This is a genomic window from Pedobacter sp. T50_32 (assembly GCF_057652195.1).
Genome location: NZ_JBYFBY010000001.1, coordinates 514666 through 538328 on the forward strand (window position 1 = coordinate 514666; position 23663 = coordinate 538328).

The 23663-nt window shown below is 37.5% G+C and carries 23 protein-coding genes and 1 riboswitch; of the genes, 7 read left to right on the forward strand and 16 right to left on the reverse strand.

Annotated elements, in window-relative coordinates; translation table 11 throughout:
• Positions 1-84 precede the first annotated feature (84 nt).
• On the reverse strand, positions 85-1227 hold the full coding sequence (locus AC23ME_RS02190) for an NAD(P)/FAD-dependent oxidoreductase (protein ID WP_487726736.1): 1143 nt from the start codon (positions 1225-1227) through the stop codon (positions 85-87).
• A gap of 140 nt (positions 1228-1367) precedes the next feature.
• On the opposite strand from AC23ME_RS02190, the gene AC23ME_RS02195 reads away from it, so the two are divergent.
• Positions 1368-2063 (forward strand): zinc metallopeptidase, encoded by a 696-nt coding sequence (locus tag AC23ME_RS02195; protein WP_487726110.1) that lies wholly within the window; start codon positions 1368-1370, stop codon positions 2061-2063.
• Between the two features lie 45 nt (positions 2064-2108).
• Here the strand turns inward: AC23ME_RS02195 and AC23ME_RS02200 are convergent, their stop codons facing one another.
• The 4 genes from AC23ME_RS02200 to dusB all read right to left on the reverse strand — a co-directional run bounded on the left by AC23ME_RS02200 (position 2109) and on the right by dusB (position 5120).
• Positions 2109-2564 (reverse strand): VOC family protein, encoded by a 456-nt coding sequence (locus tag AC23ME_RS02200; protein ID WP_487726111.1) that lies wholly within the window; start codon positions 2562-2564, stop codon positions 2109-2111.
• Between the two features lie 313 nt (positions 2565-2877).
• Entirely contained in the window at positions 2878-3684 is an 807-nt protein-coding gene (locus tag AC23ME_RS02205; protein ID WP_487726112.1) for an AraC family transcriptional regulator, read from the reverse strand.
• A gap of 9 nt (positions 3685-3693) precedes the next feature.
• Positions 3694-4080, reverse strand: a complete 387-nt coding sequence (gene apaG / locus AC23ME_RS02210) for a Co2+/Mg2+ efflux protein ApaG (RefSeq protein ID WP_487726113.1) — start codon at positions 4078-4080, stop codon at positions 3694-3696.
• A gap of 32 nt (positions 4081-4112) precedes the next feature.
• Positions 4113-5120 carry a tRNA dihydrouridine synthase DusB gene (dusB, locus tag AC23ME_RS02215; RefSeq protein WP_487726114.1) on the reverse strand — a complete coding sequence of 336 codons (1008 nt, stop codon included), beginning with the start codon at positions 5118-5120 and terminating at the stop codon, positions 4113-4115.
• Between the two features lie 54 nt (positions 5121-5174).
• Between dusB and AC23ME_RS02220 the strand changes: the two genes are divergently transcribed.
• The 3 genes from AC23ME_RS02220 (at position 5175) to AC23ME_RS02230 (ending at position 7679) form a co-directional block, all read left to right on the forward strand.
• Positions 5175-6128, forward strand: coding sequence for a CPBP family glutamic-type intramembrane protease (locus AC23ME_RS02220; protein WP_487726115.1), 954 nt, complete (start codon positions 5175-5177; stop codon positions 6126-6128).
• A 39-nt stretch (positions 6129-6167) separates the two neighbouring features.
• Positions 6168-6977, forward strand: a complete 810-nt coding sequence (locus tag AC23ME_RS02225; RefSeq protein WP_487726116.1) for a phosphatidate cytidylyltransferase — start codon at positions 6168-6170, stop codon at positions 6975-6977.
• Between the two features lie 363 nt (positions 6978-7340).
• The gene (locus AC23ME_RS02230) at positions 7341-7679 is read left to right on the forward strand and encodes a hypothetical protein (RefSeq protein WP_487726117.1); all 339 of its coding nucleotides are present in this window, start codon (positions 7341-7343) and stop codon (positions 7677-7679) included.
• A gap of 5 nt (positions 7680-7684) precedes the next feature.
• On the opposite strand, the gene AC23ME_RS02235 is transcribed toward AC23ME_RS02230, so the two are convergent.
• The 4 genes from AC23ME_RS02235 to metE form a co-directional block, all read right to left on the reverse strand.
• Positions 7685-7930 (reverse strand): hypothetical protein, encoded by a 246-nt coding sequence (locus tag AC23ME_RS02235; protein WP_487726118.1) that lies wholly within the window; start codon positions 7928-7930, stop codon positions 7685-7687.
• A 94-nt stretch (positions 7931-8024) separates the two neighbouring features.
• Positions 8025-8456, reverse strand: coding sequence for a hypothetical protein (locus tag AC23ME_RS02240; protein WP_487726119.1), 432 nt, complete (start codon positions 8454-8456; stop codon positions 8025-8027).
• A gap of 58 nt (positions 8457-8514) precedes the next feature.
• Complete coding sequence (locus AC23ME_RS02245; RefSeq protein WP_487726120.1) at positions 8515-8901, reverse strand: acyl-CoA thioesterase; 387 nt, start codon at positions 8899-8901, stop codon at positions 8515-8517.
• Between the two features lie 66 nt (positions 8902-8967).
• Positions 8968-11271: a 5-methyltetrahydropteroyltriglutamate--homocysteine S-methyltransferase gene (gene metE, locus AC23ME_RS02250; RefSeq protein WP_487726121.1), complete on the reverse strand. Its 2304-nt coding sequence runs from the start codon at positions 11269-11271 to the stop codon at positions 8968-8970.
• Positions 11272-11416: 145 nt separating this feature from the next.
• Positions 11417-11619: riboswitch (cobalamin riboswitch) on the reverse strand.
• Positions 11620-11768: 149 nt separating this feature from the next.
• Between metE and AC23ME_RS02255 the strand changes: the two genes are divergently transcribed.
• Complete coding sequence (locus AC23ME_RS02255) at positions 11769-14453, forward strand: M14 family metallopeptidase (protein WP_487726122.1); 2685 nt, start codon at positions 11769-11771, stop codon at positions 14451-14453.
• 175 nt (positions 14454-14628) lie between these two features.
• The gene (locus tag AC23ME_RS02260) at positions 14629-15345 is read left to right on the forward strand and encodes a DsbA family oxidoreductase (protein ID WP_487726123.1); all 717 of its coding nucleotides are present in this window, start codon (positions 14629-14631) and stop codon (positions 15343-15345) included.
• Between the two features lie 98 nt (positions 15346-15443).
• Here the strand turns inward: AC23ME_RS02260 and AC23ME_RS02265 are convergent, their stop codons facing one another.
• The 3 genes from AC23ME_RS02265 to AC23ME_RS02275 form a co-directional block, all read right to left on the reverse strand.
• Positions 15444-17651, reverse strand: coding sequence for a carboxy terminal-processing peptidase (locus AC23ME_RS02265; protein ID WP_487726124.1), 2208 nt, complete (start codon positions 17649-17651; stop codon positions 15444-15446).
• 128 nt (positions 17652-17779) lie between these two features.
• Positions 17780-17998, reverse strand: a complete 219-nt coding sequence (locus AC23ME_RS02270; RefSeq protein WP_487726125.1) for a response regulator transcription factor — start codon at positions 17996-17998, stop codon at positions 17780-17782.
• A gap of 85 nt (positions 17999-18083) precedes the next feature.
• Positions 18084-18809: a tetratricopeptide repeat protein gene (locus AC23ME_RS02275; RefSeq protein WP_487726126.1), complete on the reverse strand. Its 726-nt coding sequence runs from the start codon at positions 18807-18809 to the stop codon at positions 18084-18086.
• Positions 18810-19041: 232 nt separating this feature from the next.
• Between AC23ME_RS02275 and AC23ME_RS02280 the strand changes: the two genes are divergently transcribed.
• A complete protein-coding gene (locus tag AC23ME_RS02280; protein WP_308849876.1) occupies positions 19042-19365 on the forward strand; it encodes a YbjQ family protein in 324 nt (107 codons plus the stop codon).
• Between the two features lie 126 nt (positions 19366-19491).
• On the opposite strand, the gene ffh is transcribed toward AC23ME_RS02280, so the two are convergent.
• The 4 genes from ffh to AC23ME_RS02300 form a co-directional block, all read right to left on the reverse strand.
• Positions 19492-20826 (reverse strand): signal recognition particle protein, encoded by a 1335-nt coding sequence (ffh, locus tag AC23ME_RS02285; RefSeq protein WP_487726127.1) that lies wholly within the window; start codon positions 20824-20826, stop codon positions 19492-19494.
• A 657-nt stretch (positions 20827-21483) separates the two neighbouring features.
• On the reverse strand, positions 21484-22476 hold the full coding sequence (locus AC23ME_RS02290; RefSeq protein WP_487726128.1) for a DUF3078 domain-containing protein: 993 nt from the start codon (positions 22474-22476) through the stop codon (positions 21484-21486).
• Between the two features lie 73 nt (positions 22477-22549).
• Positions 22550-22876: a hypothetical protein gene (locus AC23ME_RS02295; RefSeq protein ID WP_487726129.1), complete on the reverse strand. Its 327-nt coding sequence runs from the start codon at positions 22874-22876 to the stop codon at positions 22550-22552.
• Positions 22876-23625: a hypothetical protein gene (locus AC23ME_RS02300; protein ID WP_487726130.1), complete on the reverse strand. Its 750-nt coding sequence runs from the start codon at positions 23623-23625 to the stop codon at positions 22876-22878. The genes AC23ME_RS02295 and AC23ME_RS02300 overlap by 1 nt, the downstream gene beginning before the upstream one ends.
• Between the last annotated feature and the right edge of the window lie 38 nt (positions 23626-23663).

The window sequence follows — 23663 nt, forward strand, 5'->3', positions numbered from 1 at the left end:
CAAAGCTTGTGCTACTATAATAGTGTAGTCCCGCTTTTCGCTTCTCCCGATGAAAAATCGGGATCCGCTGCAATCTGGGCTATTTTACAAACTTCGCAACACCAATTCTCCAGCCTCTTCCCCAGTTTGGCTGCCAATGGCAATGCCCATTCCGTTACAACGCACAGCACAAAAAACATTAGTTTTTACTTCGTCAATAATTGGATTTAGTTCTGGTCCAAAAGCCATAATTCCACTCCATTTCTGTTCAATCTCAAACGGCGTATCAGGTAAAATAACTTCTTTTAGTAGGCATAATAAATTATTTTGTACTAAAGGAGTTTCTCCAAATTGATGGGTTTCCTCAGTAAAAAAATCAAGATTTCTACCACCGCCGAGCAAAACTCTTTCACCCACATTTCTAAAATAATAATAACCCTTATCATAATGGAAAGTGCCTTTTAACTTCAGGTTATCGATAGGTTTTGTAATTATTACCTGACCTCTACCAGGTTTTAAATCGAGCTGAGGCAACAGCTGGTTAGCAAATGCATTAGTGCAGAATAAAAGCTTATTAGTACGAAAATCACCTTGTGATGTAAACAAAGAAATCTTATTTTCTTCTTCTTCAAAACCATTAACAGTGCAATTATTAAGGATAATTACACCTAGAGAAGCAGCTAACCCAAGCAACGCTTTTATCATTTTACCAGGATCTAGCTGCGCCTCCAATCTATTTTCAATTAAAGTGTCAATTTGGTTAAAGGCAAAGGTATTCAGTTTTCCATTTGCTGAAACAAACACATCTCCAACACCAGTAATGTCTTTCAATAAACTATTAAAATGCCCAATTTTTGATACACAACCTTCTTTTAGAGAAAACTTTTCAGGCTTGAAAAGCTCAAAACCACCATTAATTTGTAGGTCTAATAGATCATCGCCAACTAAAGAACGTAATTTTTGCAAGCCATCCCAACGTTTTTTTATCAGTTGATGCAAACCATCAGTACCACAAGATTTCTCTTGCTCTATTAACTCAGAAATACTTCCGAAACAGGCAAATCCAGCATTTTTAGTACTTGCTCCTGAGGGTAAAAAACCACGCTCAAGGATAATTACACTAAGATTTGGTTGTTGTTTCTTAATAGTAATTGCTGCATTTAAACCAACAATTCCACTGCCTACAATAATCACATCTGCGGTATAAAAATTAGCTTTTTCCCAATAAGATAGGTTTTCGGATATCATCAAAAATTGTAAAAATTTTAATTATTATAAATATGGGAACACTTTTTGATTTAACGAAATCAACTGTTAAGGATGTATAAATATCTGCAACAATTTACTGCAAGTGAAAACAAAATAAAAAGTAAAAAACAAACATAAAAATGGAAACGTATTTAATTTTATTTGTTCCGATTCTTCTGCTTAGCATGTTTGTACAGTGGCGTTTCAGAAACAAATTTTCAAAATATGCAGAAATGCAACTCAACTCGGGTTTTTCTGGCAAAGAGGTAGCAGAAAAAATGCTAAGTGATAATGGAATTTACAATGTAAAAGTACTTAGTTCAGAAGGTCAATTAACGGATCATTATAATCCGAGCGATATGACCGTAAACCTAAGTACAGATGTTTACTATGGTAGAAGTGTAGCTGCGGCGGCTGTTGCTGCCCACGAGTGCGGACATGCCATTCAACACGCTAAAAGTTACGGATGGCTACAATTTCGTTCTAATATGGTACCTGTAGTTAGCATCTCGTCAAATTTGCTACAATGGGTATTATTAATTGGTGTATTGCTAATTGGCTTTACAGGAAATCCAATTGTATTAGGTATTGGCGTAGTTGGTTTAGCGGTAATTACTTTGTTTAGTATAGTTACCTTACCTGTAGAGTTTGATGCCAGTAATAGAGCATTACTTTGGTTAAAAAACAACCAAGGTGTAATGAAAACAGCAGAAGAAAACGTACAAGCTAAAGATGCTTTATGGTGGGCTGCAATGACCTACGTAGTTGCTGCTTTAGGTGCGTTAGCTAACTTACTGTACTATGCTTCAATGTTATTTGGTAGAAGTAGAGAATAACCTATTTAGAAAATAGTAAAAGGGATAGTGAAAGCTATCCCTTTTTTATTGCGGCGAATATTTCACCAAATCAATCCCAATACCATTCGGATCTTGAATAGCAAAATGTCTATCACCCCAAGGTTCATTTCTAATCTCAATTTTAATTTCTACACCTTTCTTTTTTAAGGCTTGATATAAGGAATCTACATCATCAATCTCTATGGTTAAATACATGCCTTCGCCTTTAAATGGCTTTTGAAAAAGTGCTTGTTGAGATGGATGGTTGGGTAATAGGAAACTGATTTCTGAACTTTTACTCGGTGTGTGCATCAGTAAATAGAATTCGTTTTCGAAGGTTACGCCAAAATCTAAAACTTCAGTGTAAAACTTCTTTGTTTCAGCTAATTTTTCAGTGATGATACCTGCATTTAATTTCATAACTCTTTCTTTTTTCGTTTGACCATAGATGTTGCCTGCAAAAGCCAACATCATCAAGATTAGATATTTTGTTACTTTCATTAACACAAAATTGGCTAATCGGGTGCTATCAAAATTGTAAAAATCGGACTATTTAAAATTTTAACATTAAGAAGTTAAGGAAACATTAAGAAAATACGCTTAACTAACGTGAGTTTTGATTTATCTATCAATGAGTTATGTCTGTGTGTTAAAATATGTATTTAGAAATGCACCTAAAAGCTGAAGCTGAAATAAATTCAGCATGACGAACGCCAATATACCGTCACCCTGAATTTATTTCAGGGTCAGGTAGGTAGGATTATGACCCAAAACTCACGTTTTTCTTAATTCCTTAATGGTTGACATCTATCATTTATCTACCAAAAGCTTTACTTGGCGTTACACCATAAAAATGCTTAAAATCTTTAATAAAATGAGATTGATCAAAGAAACCTGAGTCGAAAAAGAGCTTGTTGTTTTTTAAACTTTGGGTTGATGGTTTGGCTCTTAAAATGTTTTGGAAACGAACAACTTTACTAAAGGTTTTCATCGAATCGCCGATGTAAAAATCAAAAAGTCTACGTAATTGCCGCTGACTTAAACCGGTATCTATTTCATTAATATTAACGACACCAAAATTTTTCATAATAAAAGAAATAGCGTTGTAAAGACGAGTATCATTTTGAAAATCCATCGCAGCAACCTGTTCCAAAAGAAATTCATCTAGTAATTTAACTGCAGAATTTATATCCACCGATGTGTTAAAATAGGATTGAATAAATGAGGAAACTTTTGGTACTACCAGATTTAATTCTTCTGCTTTATTGCTAATACTCGATGCATCAACCCCAAACAGCTGCGGAAACATAGTGGGCAAAAACCGAATGCCGATGTAGTTAAATTCGGGAGGTAATTCAAACTCTGTGTACTTTTTACAAAAACCCATGACAAAGTTTTCGGTGGGTTTATCGAGCTCGAAAAAGATATCAATACAACCATCGGCAACAACACGGTAGTTAAAAGGTTGTGCTAATTTTTCTGACGTTTTTAACTGCCAGTAACAATAAATAATAGGCTGTAAGCGTAAATGTGGCAAAAACTCTTGATAAGTTACTGCTCCGTAAGATTTTACTGTAGGCTGAATTGGAATGTATAAATCTCTAATGAACGAAGCATCCATTAGCAGCGGTTAGTTTAACCTAAAAGGAACAATCAGTTCAAACTCTGGAATGTCCACCATAAACTCTGTATCATCTACGCTGCGGTGCATCAAATATCTGCCACGCATACTGCCAATATCTGTTTTAAGGTTAGAGCCAGAAACGTAGGAATAACTATCTCCAGGCGCAATAATAGGCTGTTCACCAATAACACCTTCGCCTTCAACTTCTCTTACAGTTCCGTTTGAATCGAAGATAAACCACTGACGACGCATTAATTGTATTTCGTAATCTGTAAGGTTTTCGATATGGATACGGTAAGCAAACATGAAGTGGCCACTTTCAGGACTCGAATGTTCATCCTGATAAATGGTATCTACCGATATTTTCACGCCTTGTGTAATTGCTGTAACCATAACTGTATTTGTTAAAAGCTATCTCTCAATAATCACGCCAGTTCGTTTACAGGCGTTACATTGGCATATTTGTCAGAAATTTCGTCTAGTAATGCGTATATGGTGTCTATATTTTCTTCCTTAACTAATTGAGTACGATAAGGTTTAAAATCTGGCAAACCTTTAAAATAATTAGAGTAGTGACGACGCATTTCGAACACGCCAACTTTAGGTCCTTTCCATTCTACCGATTTAGTAAAGTGAGTTCGGCAAGCTTCTACACGTTCATCTAAAGTTGGTCCAGCTAAATGCTCGCCAGTTTCGAAAAAGTGTTTAACCTCCCTAAAAATCCATGGATAACCAATGGCAGCTCTACCAATCATCATTCCATCTACGCCGTATTCTAATCGCCAGTTGGCAGCTTTTTCTGGGCTATCGATATCGCCATTACCAAAAATTGGAATTTTAATACGTGGATTGCGTTTAATCTCTCTAATCAAAGTCCAATCGGCCTCGCCTTTGTACAATTGTGCTCTAGTTCTGCCGTGAATAGTTAATGCTTGTATACCGATGTCTTGTAGGCGTTCGGCAACTTCTTCAACGTTTTTAGTGTTATCGTCCCAGCCTAAACGTGTTTTTACCGTAACAGGAAGGTGGGTTGCTTTCACAACAGCTTCCGTCATTTTTACCATCTTGTCAATGTCTTGCAAAAGGGCAGATCCCGCACCTCTACAAGCTACATTTTTTACTGGGCAACCGTAGTTAATATCCATCAAATCGGGGCCAGCAAGCGTTGCGATTTCTGTAGCTTCACGCATACTTTCAATATCGCTCCCAAAAATTTGGATACCAATTGGCCTTTCGTACTCAAAAATATCAAGCTTTGCTCTACTTTTTGCCGCAGAGCGAATTAAGCCTTCCGAAGAAATAAACTCCGTGTACATCATGTCTGCTCCACCTTGCTTGCACACATAACGGAAAGGAGGATCGCTCACATCTTCCATCGGTGCCAATAACAAAGGGAACTCTCCCAAATCAATATTTCCTATCTTTACAGACATTTTTCTATCTTCAAAGCCAATTAAAACATTGCAAAGTTACACATAAAAATAAAAATGCTTCAAAGTAGCCCACACAAGCCCGAGAATAGCCCATTTGTACAAATGCTATTTTTAATGTTGTTCGCCATTGGCGGATTAATTGTTTTCGCAATTATTGGAATGGTCTTGGTTTTATTAACCAGTGGATTTGAAGGATTAAGAGCAGCGGCAATGGGCGACTCCAACCATGTATCCTCACTAAAAATCTTGGTAGTGGCGCAACAAATTGGCCTATTTTTAACCCCAGCTATTTTATTGGCTGTAATAGAACGGAAGAAATTAACCAACTTCTATGGTTTTGAAGCCCCAAAAGTTAATTGGTTATTATTAATTGCGGTGCTGTCTGTCTGCTGGATGCCAATTATGGGTTTGTCTATGGAATGGAACCAAAAGATGGTTTTCCCAGAGTTTTTGAAAGGCATAGAAAAGTGGATGAGGACGATGGAAGATTCTGCAGCTAAAACCACCGAAGCCATTTTAAAGATGAGCAACGTTGGAGATCTGTTGGTAAACCTTCTTGTAATTGCAGTAACTCCAGCCATTTGCGAAGAGCTTATTTTTAGAGGAGCCGTACAGCGTACCATCTTCCGTATCAAATCTAATCCACATGTGGCAATTTGGTTATCAGCAGCTATTTTTTCGGCAATACATTTTCAGTTTTACGGTTTCTTGCCACGCTTACTTTTAGGGGCCGCTTTTGGTTATGTTTACTATTTTACCGGAAGCATTTGGTATGCCGTTTTTGCACACTTTTTAAATAATGCGTTTGCCGTTTGCGTAGCGTATTATCTGCAAATGAACAATCAGCCCTACACCAATGCCGAAGATATTGATATGCCTTGGTACGGTTATTTAATTAGTGCGATATTAACCTTAGCTTTGTTCGTACAAATAAGTCAAAAGTTTAAAGTCAAAAGTGAAAAGTCCGATGATGAGCAGTTACAATCTGGAGTTCAAGATAACGCCTAATATGTCTCACATCTCAATATTCACATCTCAAATCTAATCATGAAAACCAGAGCAATTACCGCATTCTTTTTTACTATTGTGATGTTGGGTTCAATCTTTTTAGGGGCCTACACTTTTTCTGCTTTTTACTTGTTGCTGAGTTTGGTGGCCTTGTTAGAGTTTTACAAAATGGTAAAAATAGGAGGGATACGTCCGCACAGAAATATTGGTGTAGCAGTAGCTGCGCTGATATTTTTAACTACGGCTGGCTATCACTTTTTACAATTTGAACTTAAATATTTGTTGCTGATTATTCCTTTGGTTTTTGCGGTGTTTATCGCAGAGTTGTACAAGAAAAACAAAATTCCGTTTGCCAATATTTCTTACACATTCGTGGGATTTATTTATATCACTGTTCCCTTTTGTTTCTTCTACTCTTTAGGTTTTATCATCGATTTTAATACCTACAGTTTCCATTTTCCACTTGCTTTTTTACTGATGCTTTGGGCAAATGATACAGGAGCTTATCTGTTCGGAATGAAGTTAGGCAAGCGTAAACTTTTCGAAAGACATTCGCCTAAAAAATCGTGGGAAGGTTTCTTTGGAGGTGTTTTTACCAGCTTGGTGGTATCGGTTATTTTAGCCTATCAGTTTACAGAAGTAGAACCAATTGTTTGGGCTGGAATGGCAGCAATTATTTCTTGCTTTGGTACACTTGGCGATTTAGTAGAATCGATGTTGAAACGTAGTTTAGATGTGAAAGACTCAGGAAGCTTTTTGCCTGGTCACGGTGGTTTTCTAGATCGTTTTGATGGGTTGTTGATTGCAGCACCAATCGTTTACGTTTATTTGTATTTGTTGATTCATTAGCACAATGAAATTTGTTTTTTTTCTAACTTCCATACTATGCGCTTTGGGCTGTTCCTTAGATAGTATTAAACGAAGGAAGAAACAAAATCATTTTTAAATTCTGAGGTAGAAAAATTTGATAAATTATTAGAAGAAGCTATAATAGAACCCACAGCTGTAATCAATTTAGATACTACCAAAACCTCTTTTTTAGGATTTAAGATTGAAACAAGAATACTCAATGATAAGTTGGTTCTTCTTTTAAATGACGAAAAAATTGACTTCGCTAAATTGGAGACTTTAAATGAAGTTTGGGGAAAAAGGGATAGTTTAAACTTTGGTAACGCTATAAGTCAAATCAAATACTACAAGTATCACAACTTAATGTCTTTTCAATTTGAATATACTCCGTGTACTGGCTTGGGTTGTGGAGTAAATTATCAAATAATCTATAATTTAAAAACTAAGAAAGTCTTTCCTTTTGGAAGGTTTAGAACGGGATTTGATATGGATATTTATAGCTTCGAAAAAAATAAAACTCATTATTTAAGCAAATCTTTTACGGGTAGAAATGCTGAGCTGAGAGATACAATCACCTTTCAAATTTATCAGCTAGATGAAAATGACGGAAAATTCTTAGAAAAGTATTATGCAAAATATTTTTACCAAAATGAAGACTACGAAAAACCAGTTAAGTTCATCAAAAATTGGATAAAAGATTAGGTTAATTACTCGGTCCTTCCTCTTAGCTCTTCGTTAATTTTCTTCAACTGCGATGAAAATATAATCACTAACGGTAAAAATGCGATACCGGTAATGCTTAATGCACTAAAACCTTTTTTAATAGATAGAATTATGCCCGAAGTTGCCATGATAATCATTGAAGCGGCAATAAGTCCTACTGCAAGCTTCATGAGTTTTGCTTTTTTCTTTAATTCTTCTGTAGATAATTTGGTTAAATCTTCTTGTGCCATGTTGCTAAGCTAGTAAATAAATCAAAGCAATCAATTTTCTCTAATAGATTTATGAAAGAAAAGCCACGAATTGCTCGTGGCTTTAGCTGTTAGGTTAAGGTTTCTTTTGATCAACAAACTCAATTTGCTTGCTCAGCTTATTGATTTTTGCTTGTACTTTTTCAATATCCTTTTCAATTTTTTTCTCTTTCCTAGTACTTGCTTCCAATCTTCTGTTAGCTTTCTCTACATTCTTAAGGAGTTTGGCAGTTTCGGCGGCTTGTTTCGCGGTACTATTAGGGTTAGATGCAGAAAACTTGTCAGTTTTTTTGTTTGCTTCTGCATTTAAGCTCTGCACATTCTTTTTCAACTGCGCATTATTCGCTTTTTCTTTTTCTAAATCAATTCTTAATTGATTCCTTTTTGTACTTAATTCTAAGACCTCTTTTCTGGCTTCTAACTTTTGTAATTCAGGCGATTTGGTGGTAGCACATGAGGTTAACAAAAGACCAGCATATAGCAAGGCAGATAATATTACTTTTTTCATATTAGGTGTGTTTTAACCTAGATTTAAACAAAAACTAGACCAAAGGTGTGATAAAAGGTTATTTAATCACTGCCGTTGGCTTTTTGTTGGCATCCAGTGCTACAAAAGTAAAATCGCCGTGTATGGCCAATTCTCTACCTTCGGCGTACATCTGTTCAATGTAAATTTCTACGTTAACCTTTAAACTGGTATTGCCCACATGGGTAACTTTACCAATCAGTTCAACAAACGTTCCGCCGGGAATAGCTTTTTTAAAATCGATACGATCACTACTAACGGTTACCATCACCTGACGGCTAAATCTTGTAGCGGTAATAAAAGCAACTTCATCCATCATGTGCATTGCTGTACCACCAAAAAGGGTATCGTAGTGGTTGGTGGTATTTGGGAATACGGTTTTAAATATACTGGTTTTCGATGCAGCAATTCTTTCTTCTAGGGTCATCTTCAAAGATAGGTTAAAGACTTGCGAAGTTTCGAAAACTTCGCAAGTCTGGGTTAAAAAAATAGATTAATTATTTCTCATGGTTTTTGCTGCCTCCACCATTTCTATCAAGGCTTTCTTGGTTTCATCCCAGCCTCTCGTTTTTAGGCCACAATCTGGGTTTACCCAAAGCTGCTCCCTAGGAATAACCAAAGCTGCTTTTTTCAGCAAATTTACCATTTCGTCTTTGTTGGGAACTCGTGGCGAATGAATATCATAAACACCCGGACCAATCTCGTTTGGATATTTGAAATCGGCAAAGGCGTTTAGCAGTTCCATTTGCGAACGTGAAGTCTCAATGGTAATTACATCGGCATCCATTGCAGAAATGCTATCAATAATGTCATTAAATTCAGAATAGCACATATGCGTATGAATTTGAGTTTCGTCTTTTACGCCACTCGCAGAAATCCTGAAAGCTTTTACTGCCCAGTCTAAATAAGTTTTCCAATCCGCTTTGCGTAAAGGTAAACCTTCTCTTATGGCAGGCTCATCAATTTGGATGATCTTTATTCCAGCTTTTTCCAAATCAACCACTTCATCTCTTATGGCTAGCGCTATTTGATTACAAGTTTCTGAACGAGGCTGATCGTTGCGAACAAATGACCATTGCAGAATAGTTACTGGCCCTGTTAACATTCCTTTCATGTAATTTGATGTCAGAGATTGTGCGTAATTGGTCCATTTTAATGTCATCGCTTCTGGTCTGGTTACGTCGCCGTAGATGATAGGAGGTTTTACACAGCGAGAGCCGTAGCTTTGTACCCAACCGTTCTGAGAAAATGTAAATCCATTCAATTGCTCGCCAAAATATTCTACCATGTCATTGCGTTCAAACTCGCCATGCACCAAAACATCTAAGCCAATTTCTTCTTGCCAACGCACAGCTTTTTCAGTTTCGATAGCTATCAATTGGTCATATTGGGCCTGATTTAGGCTTCCTTTTTTCAATTTTGCCCTCCAGCTTCTCACCTCTGGCGTTTGCGGAAAAGAGCCAATGGTGGTTGTTGCAAAAGCAGGTAGATTTAAAGCATCCTGTTGTAGCTTACGTCGTTTTGTAAAACCATTTAAGCGTTCCGAGTCACTTTGTTTAATGTCATTTATTCTATTTTTTACTTCCACATTGTGGATTAAAGAAGAACTTTTACGACTTTCTTGTGCTGCTTTATTTTGTGCGAGTTCTGCTTTAACAGCAGTTGAGTTTTCTTCGTTTGCTAATCGTTTTAAGGTTGTTAACTCGCCAACTTTTTGTTTAGCAAAAGCCATCCATTGCTTTATTTCTGAAGTTAAAACGGCTTCATTTTTTTCTAATGTTAAATCGCATGGGCTATGCAGCAAAGAGCAAGAAGTGGCAATCCAAACGCGGTCTTTTCCTAAGGTTTTTACAGCACTATTAATGATAGATAGAGAATTTTCAAAATCGTTTTTCCAGATATTTCGTCCATCAATTACACCTAAGGAAAGTATTTTTTCTGTGGAGATTTTACTAAGTACTTCATCCAATTGTTGCGGCGCTCTCACTAAATCTATATGCAATATTTCTACAGGTAAAGCTGTGGCTAATTCCACATTATCTTGCAAAGCACCAAAATAGGTCGCCAATACAAACTTAAGCTCTGGAAAAGCCTTTTTTAATTGTTGATATGCTGATTGATAGGCCTGTTTTTCACTTTCAGATAAGTCTAAGACCAAAAACGGTTCATCAAATTGAACGTGTGTTGCACCTAAAGATTTCAACCTTGTTAAAATATCGATGTAAACTGGAAGCAGGTTTTTAATCAAATCAATTCTATGGAACCCAGCTTCTTTTTCTTTGCCTAAAAGGAGATAGCTAATCTGGCCAATCAATACGGGCTTGGTAATAATTCCTAACTGTTTCGCTTCATAAAACTCATCAATAATTTTGGTAGAAAAAAGGCTGAAAGATTGATTTTTGTAGAATTCGGGAACAATATAATGGTAATTGGTATCAAACCATTTCGTCATTTCCATGGCGATAATATCTAGCCCTTCTTTTTGATAACCTCTCGCCATTGCGAAATAAAGATCTAATTCGCAGTTATCTTGTTTTGTAGCTACTGGGTTGTAACGCTGCGGAATTGCACCAAACATTAAAGAATGGTCTAGCACTTGGTCGTAAAAAGAAAAATCGTTAGATGGAATAAAATCTACACCTAAGTTTTTCTGTAGCTCCCAGTTTTCCTTACGGATGTTTTTTCCCACCTGAAGTACATTTTTGTAACCAGTGGTGCCTGCCCAGTAGCTTTCGCAGGCCTTTTTCAATTCTCTTTGACTACCAATTCGCGGATAGCCTAAAATTTGAGTTTGCATTTTAAAAGGGTTTAAATGAAAAAATTTAAATCCCAACTCTAAGTAATGCCCTGAAATAATTTTTGTGGATAGGAATAGTTAAGCCATAGAGAAAATCTATACGCTAGCTAATCACACCTGACCCATTGTCTTATTTCGCGAAGACATTGTCAATTCGATTGTGGCAGGTCTCCTGACTTATCCCCAGTGCTACCGCCTTCCCATCTCGACCTAAGTCGTAACAGTGGCATTATGGTAACGCTGTTTTCCTAAAAGAAAAGGATTTACAGTTGCGCGACAGCTCATGATTTTCACATGATTCCCTATTAATTCCGATATTACTCGGAAACCATCATCGGTTTGATTTGAAATAAAGTTAAGAACTTACTGAGAGCGAAGTTATGCAATAGCACCGAGGAAATGAAACCTTATTCGCCGAGTGTAACAAATTTAATGAGGTCTTACATCGCTACTTTATCTGTCATATATTTGATATAACCTTCAAACAATAAAACAGTATGATAAAAAGATACTTAAAAAAGGGCGTTTGGATGTTCTTGTTGGCAACTAGTTTCAATGCCGTTGCGCAAGAAGTTCAATCTCCTAAATCGCATTTTGGATTTGATATTGGTGATAATTACCAATTGGCCAATTACACCCAAACCGAAGCTTACTTTAAAAAACTAGCCGCTAGCTCAAAACGAGTAAAGTTGGTTGATATTGGCAAAACCGAAGAGGGTAGAAGCCAGTATATGCTCATTGTGACTTCGCCAGAGAACCACAAAAATTTGGAGAAGTACAAGTCTATTTCGCAAAAATTAGCTAGAGCCGAAGGACTTTCTGAAAAAGATGCCAAAGATCTGGCTCAGCAAGGTAAAGCGGTAGTTTGGATTGATGGCGGCTTACACGCCAACGAAACCGTAGGAGCGCACCAACTCATTCAAACTGCTTATAATTTGATAAGTAGAACTGATGCGGAAACTACCAAGATTTTAGATGAGGTTATTATTTTGATGACGCATGCTAATCCAGATGGACAAGAATTGCAAACCAATTGGTACTTGAGAGAAGCAACGCCTGAGAAGAGATCTTTAGCGGGTTTACCAAGGATGTACCAAAAATATGCAGGTCACGATAACAATCGCGATTTCTTTATGCTGAATTTGAAGGAAACGCAGAACATGGGGCGTCAGTTGTTCATTGAGTGGAACCCGCAAATTATGTACAACCACCACCAATCTGGTCCTGCCGGAACAGTTGTGGCCGGGCCTCCATTCCGTGATCCACATAATTATGTCTTCGATCCAATTATTCTGACAAGTGTAGATGCAGTTGGTGCGGCAATGCACAACCGTTTAAACGTGGAAGACAAGCCCGGCTACACCCAGCGTAATGGTTCTGTTTTCTCTACTTGGTACAATGGTGGTTTAAGAACCACAACATACTTCCATAATATGGTGGGCTTGCTAACAGAAATTGTGGGTAGTCCAACACCAATGGAAATTCCTTTAGTACCATCGCGTTTGTTGCCAAATAGCGATTCTCCAAATCCGGTTACACCGCAAAAATGGTATTTCAAAAGCGCTATAGATTATTCAGTTTCGTTAAATTATGCGGTGCTGAATTACGCACAGCGTTACCACGATGAGTTGTTGTTCAACGTGTATAAAATGGGTAAAAACTCAATCGACAGAGGAAGTAAAGATACTTGGTCTTTCTCGCCTCAAAAGATAGAAGCCATTAATGCGGCGGCAAAGAAAGATAAATCTGATAACTCTGGTGCTTCGAGAAGAGGCATAGATCCGAAATTCTTCGATGAAGTAATGAAAGATCCTAAGTTGCGTGATGCTAGAGGTTATATTATTTCTGCAGATCAGCCAGATTTTACTACTGCAATTCGTTTCTTAAATGCATTGATTAGAACCGGTGTGGTGGTGCAAAAAGCAACCGCTGCATTTACGGTAGAAGGTAAAAAATATCCGGCAGGCTCTTATATCGTGAAAACAGACCAAGCTTTTAGACCACATGTGCTGGATATGTTTGAGCCGCAAGATCACCCGAATGATTTTAAGTATGAAGGTGGGCCTCCAACAGCACCCTATGATGCTGCAGGTTGGACTTTGGCTTATTTAATGAACGTGAAATTCGATCGTATCGTAAACGCTTTTGATGGACCTTTCCAAAAAACAACTTATGGCGAGTTATTAAAAGCTACGCCACAAGCTTTGCCTAGCGCTAGCGGTTATGCATTAAGTGCACAGGCTAATGAGAGCTATTTGGCGGTGAACGAATTATTAAAAGCAAAGGTAGAAGTATTGAGAAATCCTGCTGATGGTTCGTTTTATGTTCCTGCTTCGGCTGCGGCCAAAACTGCCTTAAACAAAGCAGAGCATAATTTTGGCATGAAAGTAACGGCGGCAAGCAAGCCAAAGGGAGCAGTGAAGGTTAAACCATCTCGTATCGCACTTTGGGACACTTACGGCGGCTCAATGCCATCAGGTTGGATCAGGTATATTATGGAGCAATACCATTATGATATTACGGTGGTTTATCCGCCAGATATTGATGCTGGAAAATTGAAAGACCAATATGATGTGTTAATTATGGTTGGTGGTTCTGTGCCTGCACTTACAGCTGATGGTGCAGGAAGAGGATTTAATCCGCCAGTAGTTGAAAACATTCCCGATGAATTTAAAGGCAGAGTGGGTAGAATGACGGCAGAAAAATCTGTTCCTCAATTGAAAGCTTTCTTAGAAAACGGCGGAAATATTGTAGCTATTGGTTCTGCAACAAACTTGGCAGCGCACTTAGGTTTGCCGGTTAAAAATGCCTTACTAACCGCTGATGGCAAACGTTTACCTAACGATAAGTACTATGTTCCAGGAAGTGTGTTGAGTGTGAAAACTGATGCTAAATTAGCGGCAAACTGGGGCTTAGATGAAAATACAGATGTGTATTTTGATAATAGTCCGGTATTTAAAATCACTGACGACAAGGCGAAAGTAAAGCCTTTGGCTTGGTTTGCTACAGACAAACCGTTACGCAGTGGTTGGGCATGGGGACAAGCTTATTTGAAAGATGGTGTAGCTGTATTCGAAGCAGATTATGGCAAAGGAAAGTTATACGCTTTCGGACCAGAAATTACTTTCAGATCGCAAACTCACGGTACATTTAAATGGCTGTTTAATCAGCTGTATAAATAAAGAAACTATATTAGTTTATAGTGTTTGATTTTAACGGGCAGTTCTAGTTTGGGCTGTCCGTTTTTTTCGCACACAATTTTTGTTGTCGTCATTGCGGGGGAACGTGCATATTTTACCTTCCTGAGACTAAGCTTTTTTAACAAGTGCCTACCTTCGTATTATTAAATAGAAAGAAATGAAAATAGAAATATGGTCTGATGTAATGTGTCCTTTTTGTTATATCGGTAAAAGACATTTAGAGCAGGCATTAACAGAACTTCCTTTTAAAGGTGAAGTTGAGATCAATTGGAAAAGCTATCAGTTAAACCCAGAATATAATAACGAAGGAGGTGAAAGTCTTTACGATTACCTTTCTAAAAATAAAGGGATAAGCTTAGAGCAAGCTAAGCAAATGACAACGCAGGTTTCGGCTATGGCAAATAATGTGGGCTTAAATTTAGATTTTGAGACCAGTATTCCAGCCAATTCATTCGATGCACATCGATTAATCCATTTCGCTGCTAGTAAAGGGAAACAAGACTTAGCGGAAGAGCAGTTATTTAAAGCTCATTTCGAACAAGGCAAAAACATTAGTGATAACCATGCGCTTTTAGAAATTGCTTCTTCTTTGGGTTTAGACGTGGAAGAGGCCAAATTTGTTTTAGAAAGCGATGCTTTTACAGAGGAAGTAAGATTTGATATTTATGAAAGTCAACAATTAGGGGTTAGGGGCGTTCCGTTTTTTGTGATGGACAGAAAATACGCACTATCGGGAGCACAGCCTGTAGATGCGTTTAAACAAGCAATTACGCAAAGCTATAATGAATGGAAGGTGGCGCAAGAAAATTCATCCTTAAAAAGCTTAAATACAACGAAGGATAATAGTTGTGATGAAAATGGTTGTGAGATTTAGAGACCGACGTTAATGATTCGTGCCTTGCAATGACGGCAGAATATAAACAAAAAAGGCGATTAGAATTTCTAATCGCCTTTTTTTATCTCTTGCTTCTATTATTTATTCAAAGGAGACAACTTATTTGTGTTTTTAGTCAGCTTCGAAGTTTCCGTTTGCTTCATGAAATCAACCATGATGTTCATGCTTTCATCCTCAATAAAATCAGAAGCCTCTTGTTTAGGTGTTTTTTCGCCTTTCTTAAGCGGTGCTAAACCTTTTTCTGCTCTCACCTGATTTAATCTCGCTAAAGATTTAGCTTCAAGCGCTTCGCGTTCTGCTTTTAATTTAGCTTCATTTAAAGTTACCGAAGTTTCGTTTTCTCTTTTCTTGCTTTCAGCGATATCCTCTTTCAGCATTTTATAATCTAACGATTTAGTCATTCTCTTTTCGTGAAGCTTAATCAAATTTGATTTTACCGCATTTAAATCATAAACCGTAGCATAAGCCGATGGATTTACCACATCGAAAGGTAAAGCAGATGGTTCTGTATCTTCTCCAATTTTATCTAAAGGATAAATTGAAGGGAAATTGATATCAGGAATTACACCTTTATGTTGTGTACTGTTACCGCTAACACGGTAAAACTTAGCCATCGTTAAGTTAATTTGGCCTAACTGAGGCACACCGTTTTTATCTACGATAGTTACTGTAGGCGAGTTAAGATCTTTCTTAGCTGCTTTTTTCTCGTCTTCGTTCTTTTTAAACAATGCAGCCAATTTTTGCAACATCGAAGAGTTCATTAAAGAGTTTAGATCGATAGAAGACTGTACAGTACCTTTTCCATAAGATTGGGTTCCCATTACAATGCCACGACCGTAATCCTGTATCGCACCAGCGAAAATTTCAGATGCTGAAGCACTTAATCGGTCAATCATTACACCTAGAGGACCATCCCAAGTAATTGCATTATCTTCATCTTTATAAACTTTTACGCTATTTCTGTAATCTTTAACCTGTACCACTGGGCCTTTGCCAATAAATAAACCAGAAAGTTCAATAGCTTCATTTAAAGAACCGCCACCGTTTGCTCTAAGGTCAACTACTATAGCATCAACCTTATCCATATTTTTAAGCGTATCGATCAATAAACGAACATCTCTTGTTGTGCTCTTATAATTTGGATCTCCAGCATTTGCTGCCTTAAAATCTGCATAAAAAGCAGGGATTTTGATTACACCAATTTTATAAGGTTTGCCATCGTTCTCCACAGTTTTCACAATCTTTTTCGCAGATTGCTCAGCTAAGATGATCTTCTCTCTCACCAAAGTAATAATTTGTGGTTTAGAAGAAAGTTCTTGTCCCGAAGGAATAACTTTTAAACGAACAGTAGTTCCTTTTGGACCTTTGATTTTAGAAACTGCGTTGTCAATTCTCCAACCGATGATATCCTCAAACTCACCATCGGTACCTTGTGCTACAGCAATAATTTTATCGCCAGCGTTAAGCTTTTTACTTTTAAAAGCAGGGCCTCCAGGCATTACAGAAGCAATTTTAGTTACTTCATTTTCAGATTGTAAAACAGCACCAATACCTTCCAACGAACGAGACATTTCTTGGTTAAAAGCCTCTGCATTACGTGGGTTAAAGTAGTTTGTATGCGGGTCAATGGCTTCGGTAAATGAATCCATCAAAATTTGAAATACATCCTGATTGTTGAATTTTGCTGCTTGCGATTTTAAGTTGGTATAACGCTTGGTTAGCGTTTCAATATTTTTTGCTTCATCTGTGCCCGCAATTTTAAGATTTACCAACTCATATTTCACACGCTTTTTCCAAATTTCATCTAGCTCAGCTTTGTTTTTTGTCCAAGGAAGTTTTTCCCTATCGTAAACATAGGTGTCATTTTGAGTGAAATCGTATTTGTTTTTAATCTGGGAAACAGAAAAATCTACACGCTCGTTATAGCGTTTCAAGTAAACATTAAAAATGTAGAACGGTGCACTAAGGTCACCAATTCTTAAATCGTCGTCCAAGCTGTGTCTATTAGCTTCAAATTCTTTGATATCACTTTCTAAAAAGTAATATTTCGAAGGGTCTAGGGCCTTAATATATCTATCAAAAATAACAGATGATATAGAATCATTCAGCTTTATCTTTTTGTAGTTATAATTCTCAATTAAACCCACCACTTCTTTGGCTACCAAACTTTGTTGTTCGTCTGGTTTTATGTTCGAAATACCATCTACCGGTTTTTGAGCCTTTGGAGAGGCTGTGCAGGCTAACACTGCAGCGGTAAAGGTAATGGCAAATATTCTTTTCAGCATTTCTCTAACTGTTTTAAAATCCATTCTTATAAAATCATTATCCAATATGATACCAATTTCTTAAATAAACAAAAAAGATACAGTTTTAGTCTGTATCTTTTTTGTAAAGATTGTAAAAAGAATGGAATCTATCTTACCAAATTATTTTTCATTGCTAAAACAACAAGCCCCACAATACTTTTCACCTTTGCTTTTTTAAAAATATTCTTACGATGTGTTTCTACCGTTCTCTTACTAATGTTTAAATGTGTAGCAATATCTTGGTTGCTATACTCTTGGGTAATTAAACGAATAATTTCTAATTCGCGAGCACTTAACAGCGCCGCAAGGTTTGTTTTAGGTTTCATGAGAGAGGTTTGTTTAGATGAAAATAGGAAAAGAAAAAACGAAGCTAATACCCAGAAATAGGTATTTTACTAAGGTTTAAACTATCTATCCCTTTTTTATAGCAGTTCTTTCAGCTATGATAGCTCTAGAGCTTTTGATTAGCTGATTGTACTGTACAGTATTGTTATTCTTTGAAAGAAGTTCGGCAGCATTTAGATCTTTAACAGCCAATTGGTAGTCTTTCTTTTTGATTTTAACGGATGCAATGCCCAAAACAGATTCGATGTAGGCATTGTTATCTTTAAGTTGTTGGGCTAAGATACCGTGTTGAGTATAAAACCAAAGTGATTGAGGCAATTTATTGGCAGCAAAATATATTTTGCCCAACTGTTGATAAGCTGACATTTGCCCTGCTTTATTACCAATTCTACTATAATTTTTTAACACTTGTTTTAAAACAATCTGCTCAGCTTCGTTGTAGTTAGAAAGCAGCACGTGAATGTTGCTTAAGCGAATCAACGTTGTGCCGTAACGGTTATATTTCTTGTCTTGTTTGTACTCTTTCGCAGCTTTGTTAAAAGTAACTATGGCAGCATCAAAATCTCCAAAACGTTCAAAACGCTCTGCATCTTCAAAAAACTCGTCGGCAGCGGTACGACTAGAATTGCCTAACACAGCCAAGTTAACAGATAATTGAGGTTGATGGTTTTGATCTGCATTTGGTCCAACAACGTTTTGTGCATTTGCAAAACCAACAGACAGCATTAAGAGCATCGAGAGTGCTGCGAGAGTTGAGCGTGTGAAGATCTCAAGTAGGTAGATTTTTTTCATCTATTTATATTTTCATTGGCTTGGAAACCGTCATGGCTTGGTTTAGGCATCAACATCCAAGACAATTCACTTTACAAAGATATAACTTTTTAAGTTACAATAGCTAAACACCTATTTTTCACACACTTTAGCTCTGTTAAGTTGCCATTTATAATTACATCTCGATGAAAATTTATGGTAATGATGTAACAAATCGTAATTCAAACCATCGAATCATAAAAAACTTAAAGCTATGTTAGTAACCACAACCAATAATGTAGAAGGCAAAAAAGTAGTTAAATACATTGGTCTTGTAACAGGAGAAACAATTATAGGGGCAAACTTTTTTAAAGACATCTTTGCCGGAATTAGAGATATTGTAGGCGGACGCTCAGGCTCGTATGAGCAGGTGTTGCGTGAAGCAAAAAACACCGCAGTTAGCGAAATGCAACAGTATGCTGCGGCAATGGGAGCAAATGCCATCATAGGTGTTGATTTAGATTATGAAACTGTAGGAAGCGGGGGCAGCATGTTAATGGTAACTGCTAGCGGAACTGCGGTTGTTTTAGAAGATTAAACCCCAACCCCTAAAGGGGCTTAGAGACCGAACATAAAAAAGCCCGAGACACTTAAACGATATCTCGGGCTTTATTTTTTGAGTTTTAATCCCGATGCTTCGGGTTTTCAATACATTTAACTTTTATTAGCGTTGCGGCATTTTTGGCATGTTGCGCATCATTTTTGCAGCCGCCGCCGGATTAGAGAACTGCTTCATTACCTTTCTCATATCCTCAAATTGCTTTAAAAGCTTAGTTACATCCTCAACCTTGTTGCCAGAACCTTTTGCAATTCTAACCCTACGGCTTTGTTGTATCATATCTGGATTTTCCTTTTCGTAAGGAGTCATCGACTGGATGATCGACTCAATACCCTTAAAAGCATCATCATCAATATCTACGTTTTTCATCATCTTTCCAACACCAGGTATCATGCCCATCAAATCTTTCATGTTACCCATTTTCTTGATTTGTTGGATCTGACCGTAGAAATCGTTGAAATCGAATTTATTTTTACGGATTTTCTTTTGAAGTTCGGCCGCTTCCTTCTCGTCAAACTGTTGCTGAGCACGCTCTACCAAGGAAACAACGTCACCCATGCCCAAAATACGAGAAGCCATCCTGTCTGGATAGAAAACATCCAAAGCTTCCATTTTCTCGCCAGTACCAATAAACTTAATTGGTTTATCAACTACCGATTTAATAGAAAGTGCCGCACCACCACGAGTATCACCATCTAATTTGGTTAATACTACACCCGTAAAATCTAAACGATCGTTAAATACTTTGGCTGTATTTACCGCATCCTGACCAGTCATCGAATCTACTACGAATAAAATCTCGTGTGGCTTAGTCTGTGCTTTAACCTCCGAAATCTCGTTCATCAAAGCCTCGTCAATAGACAAACGACCGGCAGTATCGACAATGATTACGTTATTGTTATTCTTTTTACCTTCAGCAATACCTTCCAAGGCAATTGCTACAGGATCTTTCGATTCTTTATTAGCGTAAACCGGTACACCAACTTGCTCGCCTAAAACCTGCAATTGGTCAACAGCCGCCGGACGGTAAACGTCGCCAGCAACCATTAACGGTTTTTTGCCTTTGCTCTTTAAGTGCAATGCCAATTTACCAGTGAAAGTAGTTTTACCAGCACCATTTAAACCAGCAATTAATATTACGGTTGGGTTATTTTTAAGATCTAACTCCGTTGCTTCACCACCCATTAAGGCAGAAAGCTCGTCGTTCATAATTTTGGTAAGCAATTGCCCTGGCGAAATGCTGGTCAATACGTTTGAGCCCAAAGCCTTTTCTTTCACCTGATCGGTAAAAGTTTTGGCGGTTTTATAATTTACGTCCGCATCAAGTAAAGCCTTTCTAATCTCTTTCATGGTCTCTGCCACGTTGATTTCGGTAATGCTTCCCTGTCCTTTTAGAACTTTAAACGCCCTGTCTAACTTATCCTGTAAATTTTCAAACATTGCTTGATAATTAAATTTTTAAGATTGCAAAGGTAAGGAAATTTACGATTTTATCCCGTACGTACGGAAACGATTTTAGATTTTTGAGCGCAAGCTGTTGCTTTAAGGTTTTTGAAAAGCAGTAATAGTTAAAATCGGTTTCAATAGTCCCGCTTTACACTGTAGCCCTCGTTCGCTATCGCTGTCTCGGGGCTGCCGTTTCAATCGGGTTTAACTAACTTAAACCTGTGCTAATCGCCAGCTTTGACAAACCTCTGGCAAACGGGATAGAGGTTTGTCAAAGCGGTTTTGCATTATGACTGTTTCCCGCGTCGTCGTCCTCACCAACGTGTAATTCGGAAATGGTTTGCCATTTATTTTTAACCGACGATTTAAACGTGGGCTAGGTAGAAATGAAAAATATTAATCGTTAAATAAAATTCGTTGGCGAGGACGCCAACAAGAGCAAACAGCCTTCTTTCTTGGTGTGCTTTGTGCCTTGGTGGTTATGATAAGATTTAAGCGGCTTTCAATTCTATTTTTCTTAACTAGCCCCGACAGCAGTGGAAATACTTTTTGATGTGCTTCCGTTGAAGTTATGCATACGACTACAAAAAGATTGTAACGAATGGCGGGACTGCGGTTAAATAGGAGCAATGTCCTTGCGCTTCAAATGAATTATCTAGGAAAGGCAAAACTTACACCGAGTGCCAAAGCCTGACTGCTCTGCACTTTTAAATCCATGTCCTTATCGTATAAGATAACACCAGTAAGTGAAACGTTCAAAAAGCGGTTCAGTTTGGCGGTAACCACCACGTCTAAACGATGATCAATCTCACCAAAATCTTCGTAAGGGATGAACATATTGTATTTCGCCTTTAAAATAGTGTTCTTCATGATTTCTTTTTCCAAGTTACTTACTACCTGAAAAGCGAGCTCATTTTTAACTCTTTTTCCAACTTCTACACCAAAGTTTTTAGGGTTAGTTTTGTAAATGGTGGTATCTAAAACGAAAGTTTGACGAGCCGTACCTGTACCAATACGAGTAGAAAATACCTTACTTGGCTTGTACTCGAAACCCATAGATTCTGTTAAATAACCAGGAGCCATAAACCTAGAAAGTAGCTTCGGAATTTCGTTGCCTTGGGCATCTCTACTGTAAGAAAAACCTTTGTCAAACTGCGATTCGAAACTTAAAGAGGCGAAGAAATACCAATTCTTTGATAATTGTACGGCGGCTTTATTATCCCAATAAATACGGTCGTTGGTTTTCTTTTGCAGCTGATCTTTGTTCTTTACCTTTCCATATTGCAAAATAACCTCGCTGGTGTAACTGTAGCTCTCTTTGCTGTACTCTGCTTTATGGTTTAACAATGCACCAATGGCGATAGAGTTGGTACCACCACCTTTCCAGTTATCACTAAATGAAGCTTGATTGGCGTTGATGCCAACGGTAGCTTTTGTTTTCCAGTAGTTAATTTTGGCTTGCACCAAAGCAGGCTTAAGCTCTACCGGTTGGAAAGTGATTGTACCTAGCCTAGATGGCAACGGATTTCGCTTCAACTTGATCTCCATATCTTTTAAGGGAATCGGAACGGTGTCTATTTCTTGGGCAGAAGTAGCAAGGCAAAATCCTGAAATCGCAAAAAGGGTTAGTATTAAACGCTTCATTTTCTACAAAATAACGCAAAATTTTATGAAATATTGATAAGGGAAATAGCTTTGTGCTACAAATGCTACAAAATTAGGGTGTTATTAATTTGAACCAATTATATCTTTTCCGTTTGGATAGGTAATTAAGTTCACACTCGTGTTGATAAGCTTCTTTTTCGAATACGATGTTTAAATAAGCTTTGTAATGAGACCTGTAAATTAGCAGGTTAACTAGGTAATTGAGCAAATAAAACAGATAAAATGGAATTAAGAGCAGTTCCAACTGTTGTTGGTGATGTATTTTCTCGTGATTAATTAATACCGCATCGTTTTTGTAAGCCTTACTTTTAACCAAAATAAAGGGGTAAATAGCCATAGCTGCTGCGGGCAGTTTTTTAAAAACGATAAAAAGTGCCATTACTGTTGATCTATGGTTAGCTTGGGCAAAGTTGGCAAACGAAACATTGATGGGTTACGCTTGTAAGAGGCGTAGCTATTTTTTACGAACTGGATAAACTGGTATTCTGATGCGTTCAACACAAATTGATAAGTTGGGCGGTACTGCGTCATAAAGTCTTGCAGGTTCTCTTCTTTAATGTCAATTAACGCTGAAACATAGTTTGGTCGGTAACGATAGTCAATCACTTCCTCTTTGTAATCCTTTTCGAGGATTTTTTGCAGGTGACGAGCGTTTTTGCCTTCTCTGCTCAATAGGTTATAAATAGCATCGATGCCTAAACCAACGCCGCCCATACCGAGGTTTAGCAAATCTTTACTGCTTCCCTTATCTAGTTTGTATTTGTATTCTTCTAACTTAGATTTATAAAGCTCTTGCGGAGTTTTGGCCTTTCCGTAAATACTAACTTCTTTTAATCGGATACCCATTGAACGCAGCTGAAAAATAATAGCACTTTGTCCGCGGTAAACCACTGTATCCATGGCGTGGCCACTTAATGCAGCAAAAAGGGTGTCACCTAATTTTACAGGTGCAGTAAATTCTCCTTTGGTGTTATTGTAAAAACCTTCGTCAACAGATGAGTTGTAGATGTAAACTTTTGCCAATCGCAGTTTGGTATCTTTATCTACCACAAAACCAGGAACCGTTTTTTGTTGCGCAAACGTGTTTAGGGCACTCAGAAATAATATGGACCAAAGTAGTATTCTCATTAATTAAGCAAAGCTACAATTTATAAAAATTGAGCTAT

Coding starts and splice junctions, on each gene's coding strand:
- AC23ME_RS02190 (WP_487726736.1), bottom strand. CDS start 1,227: ATGATATCCGAAAACCTATCTTATTGGGAAAAAGCTAATTTTTATACC.
- AC23ME_RS02195 (WP_487726110.1), top strand. CDS start 1,368: ATGGAAACGTATTTAATTTTATTTGTTCCGATTCTTCTGCTTAGCATG.
- AC23ME_RS02200 (WP_487726111.1), bottom strand. CDS start 2,564: ATGAAAGTAACAAAATATCTAATCTTGATGATGTTGGCTTTTGCAGGC.
- AC23ME_RS02205 (WP_487726112.1), bottom strand. CDS start 3,684: ATGGATGCTTCGTTCATTAGAGATTTATACATTCCAATTCAGCCTACA.
- apaG (WP_487726113.1), bottom strand. CDS start 4,080: ATGGTTACAGCAATTACACAAGGCGTGAAAATATCGGTAGATACCATT.
- dusB (WP_487726114.1), bottom strand. CDS start 5,120: ATGTCTGTAAAGATAGGAAATATTGATTTGGGAGAGTTCCCTTTGTTA.
- AC23ME_RS02220 (WP_487726115.1), top strand. CDS start 5,175: ATGCTTCAAAGTAGCCCACACAAGCCCGAGAATAGCCCATTTGTACAA.
- AC23ME_RS02225 (WP_487726116.1), top strand. CDS start 6,168: ATGAAAACCAGAGCAATTACCGCATTCTTTTTTACTATTGTGATGTTG.
- AC23ME_RS02230 (WP_487726117.1), top strand. CDS start 7,341: ATGTCTTTTCAATTTGAATATACTCCGTGTACTGGCTTGGGTTGTGGA.
- AC23ME_RS02235 (WP_487726118.1), bottom strand. CDS start 7,930: ATGGCACAAGAAGATTTAACCAAATTATCTACAGAAGAATTAAAGAAA.
- AC23ME_RS02240 (WP_487726119.1), bottom strand. CDS start 8,456: ATGAAAAAAGTAATATTATCTGCCTTGCTATATGCTGGTCTTTTGTTA.
- AC23ME_RS02245 (WP_487726120.1), bottom strand. CDS start 8,901: ATGACCCTAGAAGAAAGAATTGCTGCATCGAAAACCAGTATATTTAAA.
- metE (WP_487726121.1), bottom strand. CDS start 11,271: ATGCAAACTCAAATTTTAGGCTATCCGCGAATTGGTAGTCAAAGAGAA.
- AC23ME_RS02255 (WP_487726122.1), top strand. CDS start 11,769: ATGATAAAAAGATACTTAAAAAAGGGCGTTTGGATGTTCTTGTTGGCA.
- AC23ME_RS02260 (WP_487726123.1), top strand. CDS start 14,629: ATGAAAATAGAAATATGGTCTGATGTAATGTGTCCTTTTTGTTATATC.
- AC23ME_RS02265 (WP_487726124.1), bottom strand. CDS start 17,651: ATGCTGAAAAGAATATTTGCCATTACCTTTACCGCTGCAGTGTTAGCC.
- AC23ME_RS02270 (WP_487726125.1), bottom strand. CDS start 17,998: ATGAAACCTAAAACAAACCTTGCGGCGCTGTTAAGTGCTCGCGAATTA.
- AC23ME_RS02275 (WP_487726126.1), bottom strand. CDS start 18,809: ATGAAAAAAATCTACCTACTTGAGATCTTCACACGCTCAACTCTCGCA.
- AC23ME_RS02280 (WP_308849876.1), top strand. CDS start 19,042: ATGTTAGTAACCACAACCAATAATGTAGAAGGCAAAAAAGTAGTTAAA.
- ffh (WP_487726127.1), bottom strand. CDS start 20,826: ATGTTTGAAAATTTACAGGATAAGTTAGACAGGGCGTTTAAAGTTCTA.
- AC23ME_RS02290 (WP_487726128.1), bottom strand. CDS start 22,476: ATGAAGCGTTTAATACTAACCCTTTTTGCGATTTCAGGATTTTGCCTT.
- AC23ME_RS02295 (WP_487726129.1), bottom strand. CDS start 22,876: ATGGCACTTTTTATCGTTTTTAAAAAACTGCCCGCAGCAGCTATGGCT.
- AC23ME_RS02300 (WP_487726130.1), bottom strand. CDS start 23,625: ATGAGAATACTACTTTGGTCCATATTATTTCTGAGTGCCCTAAACACG.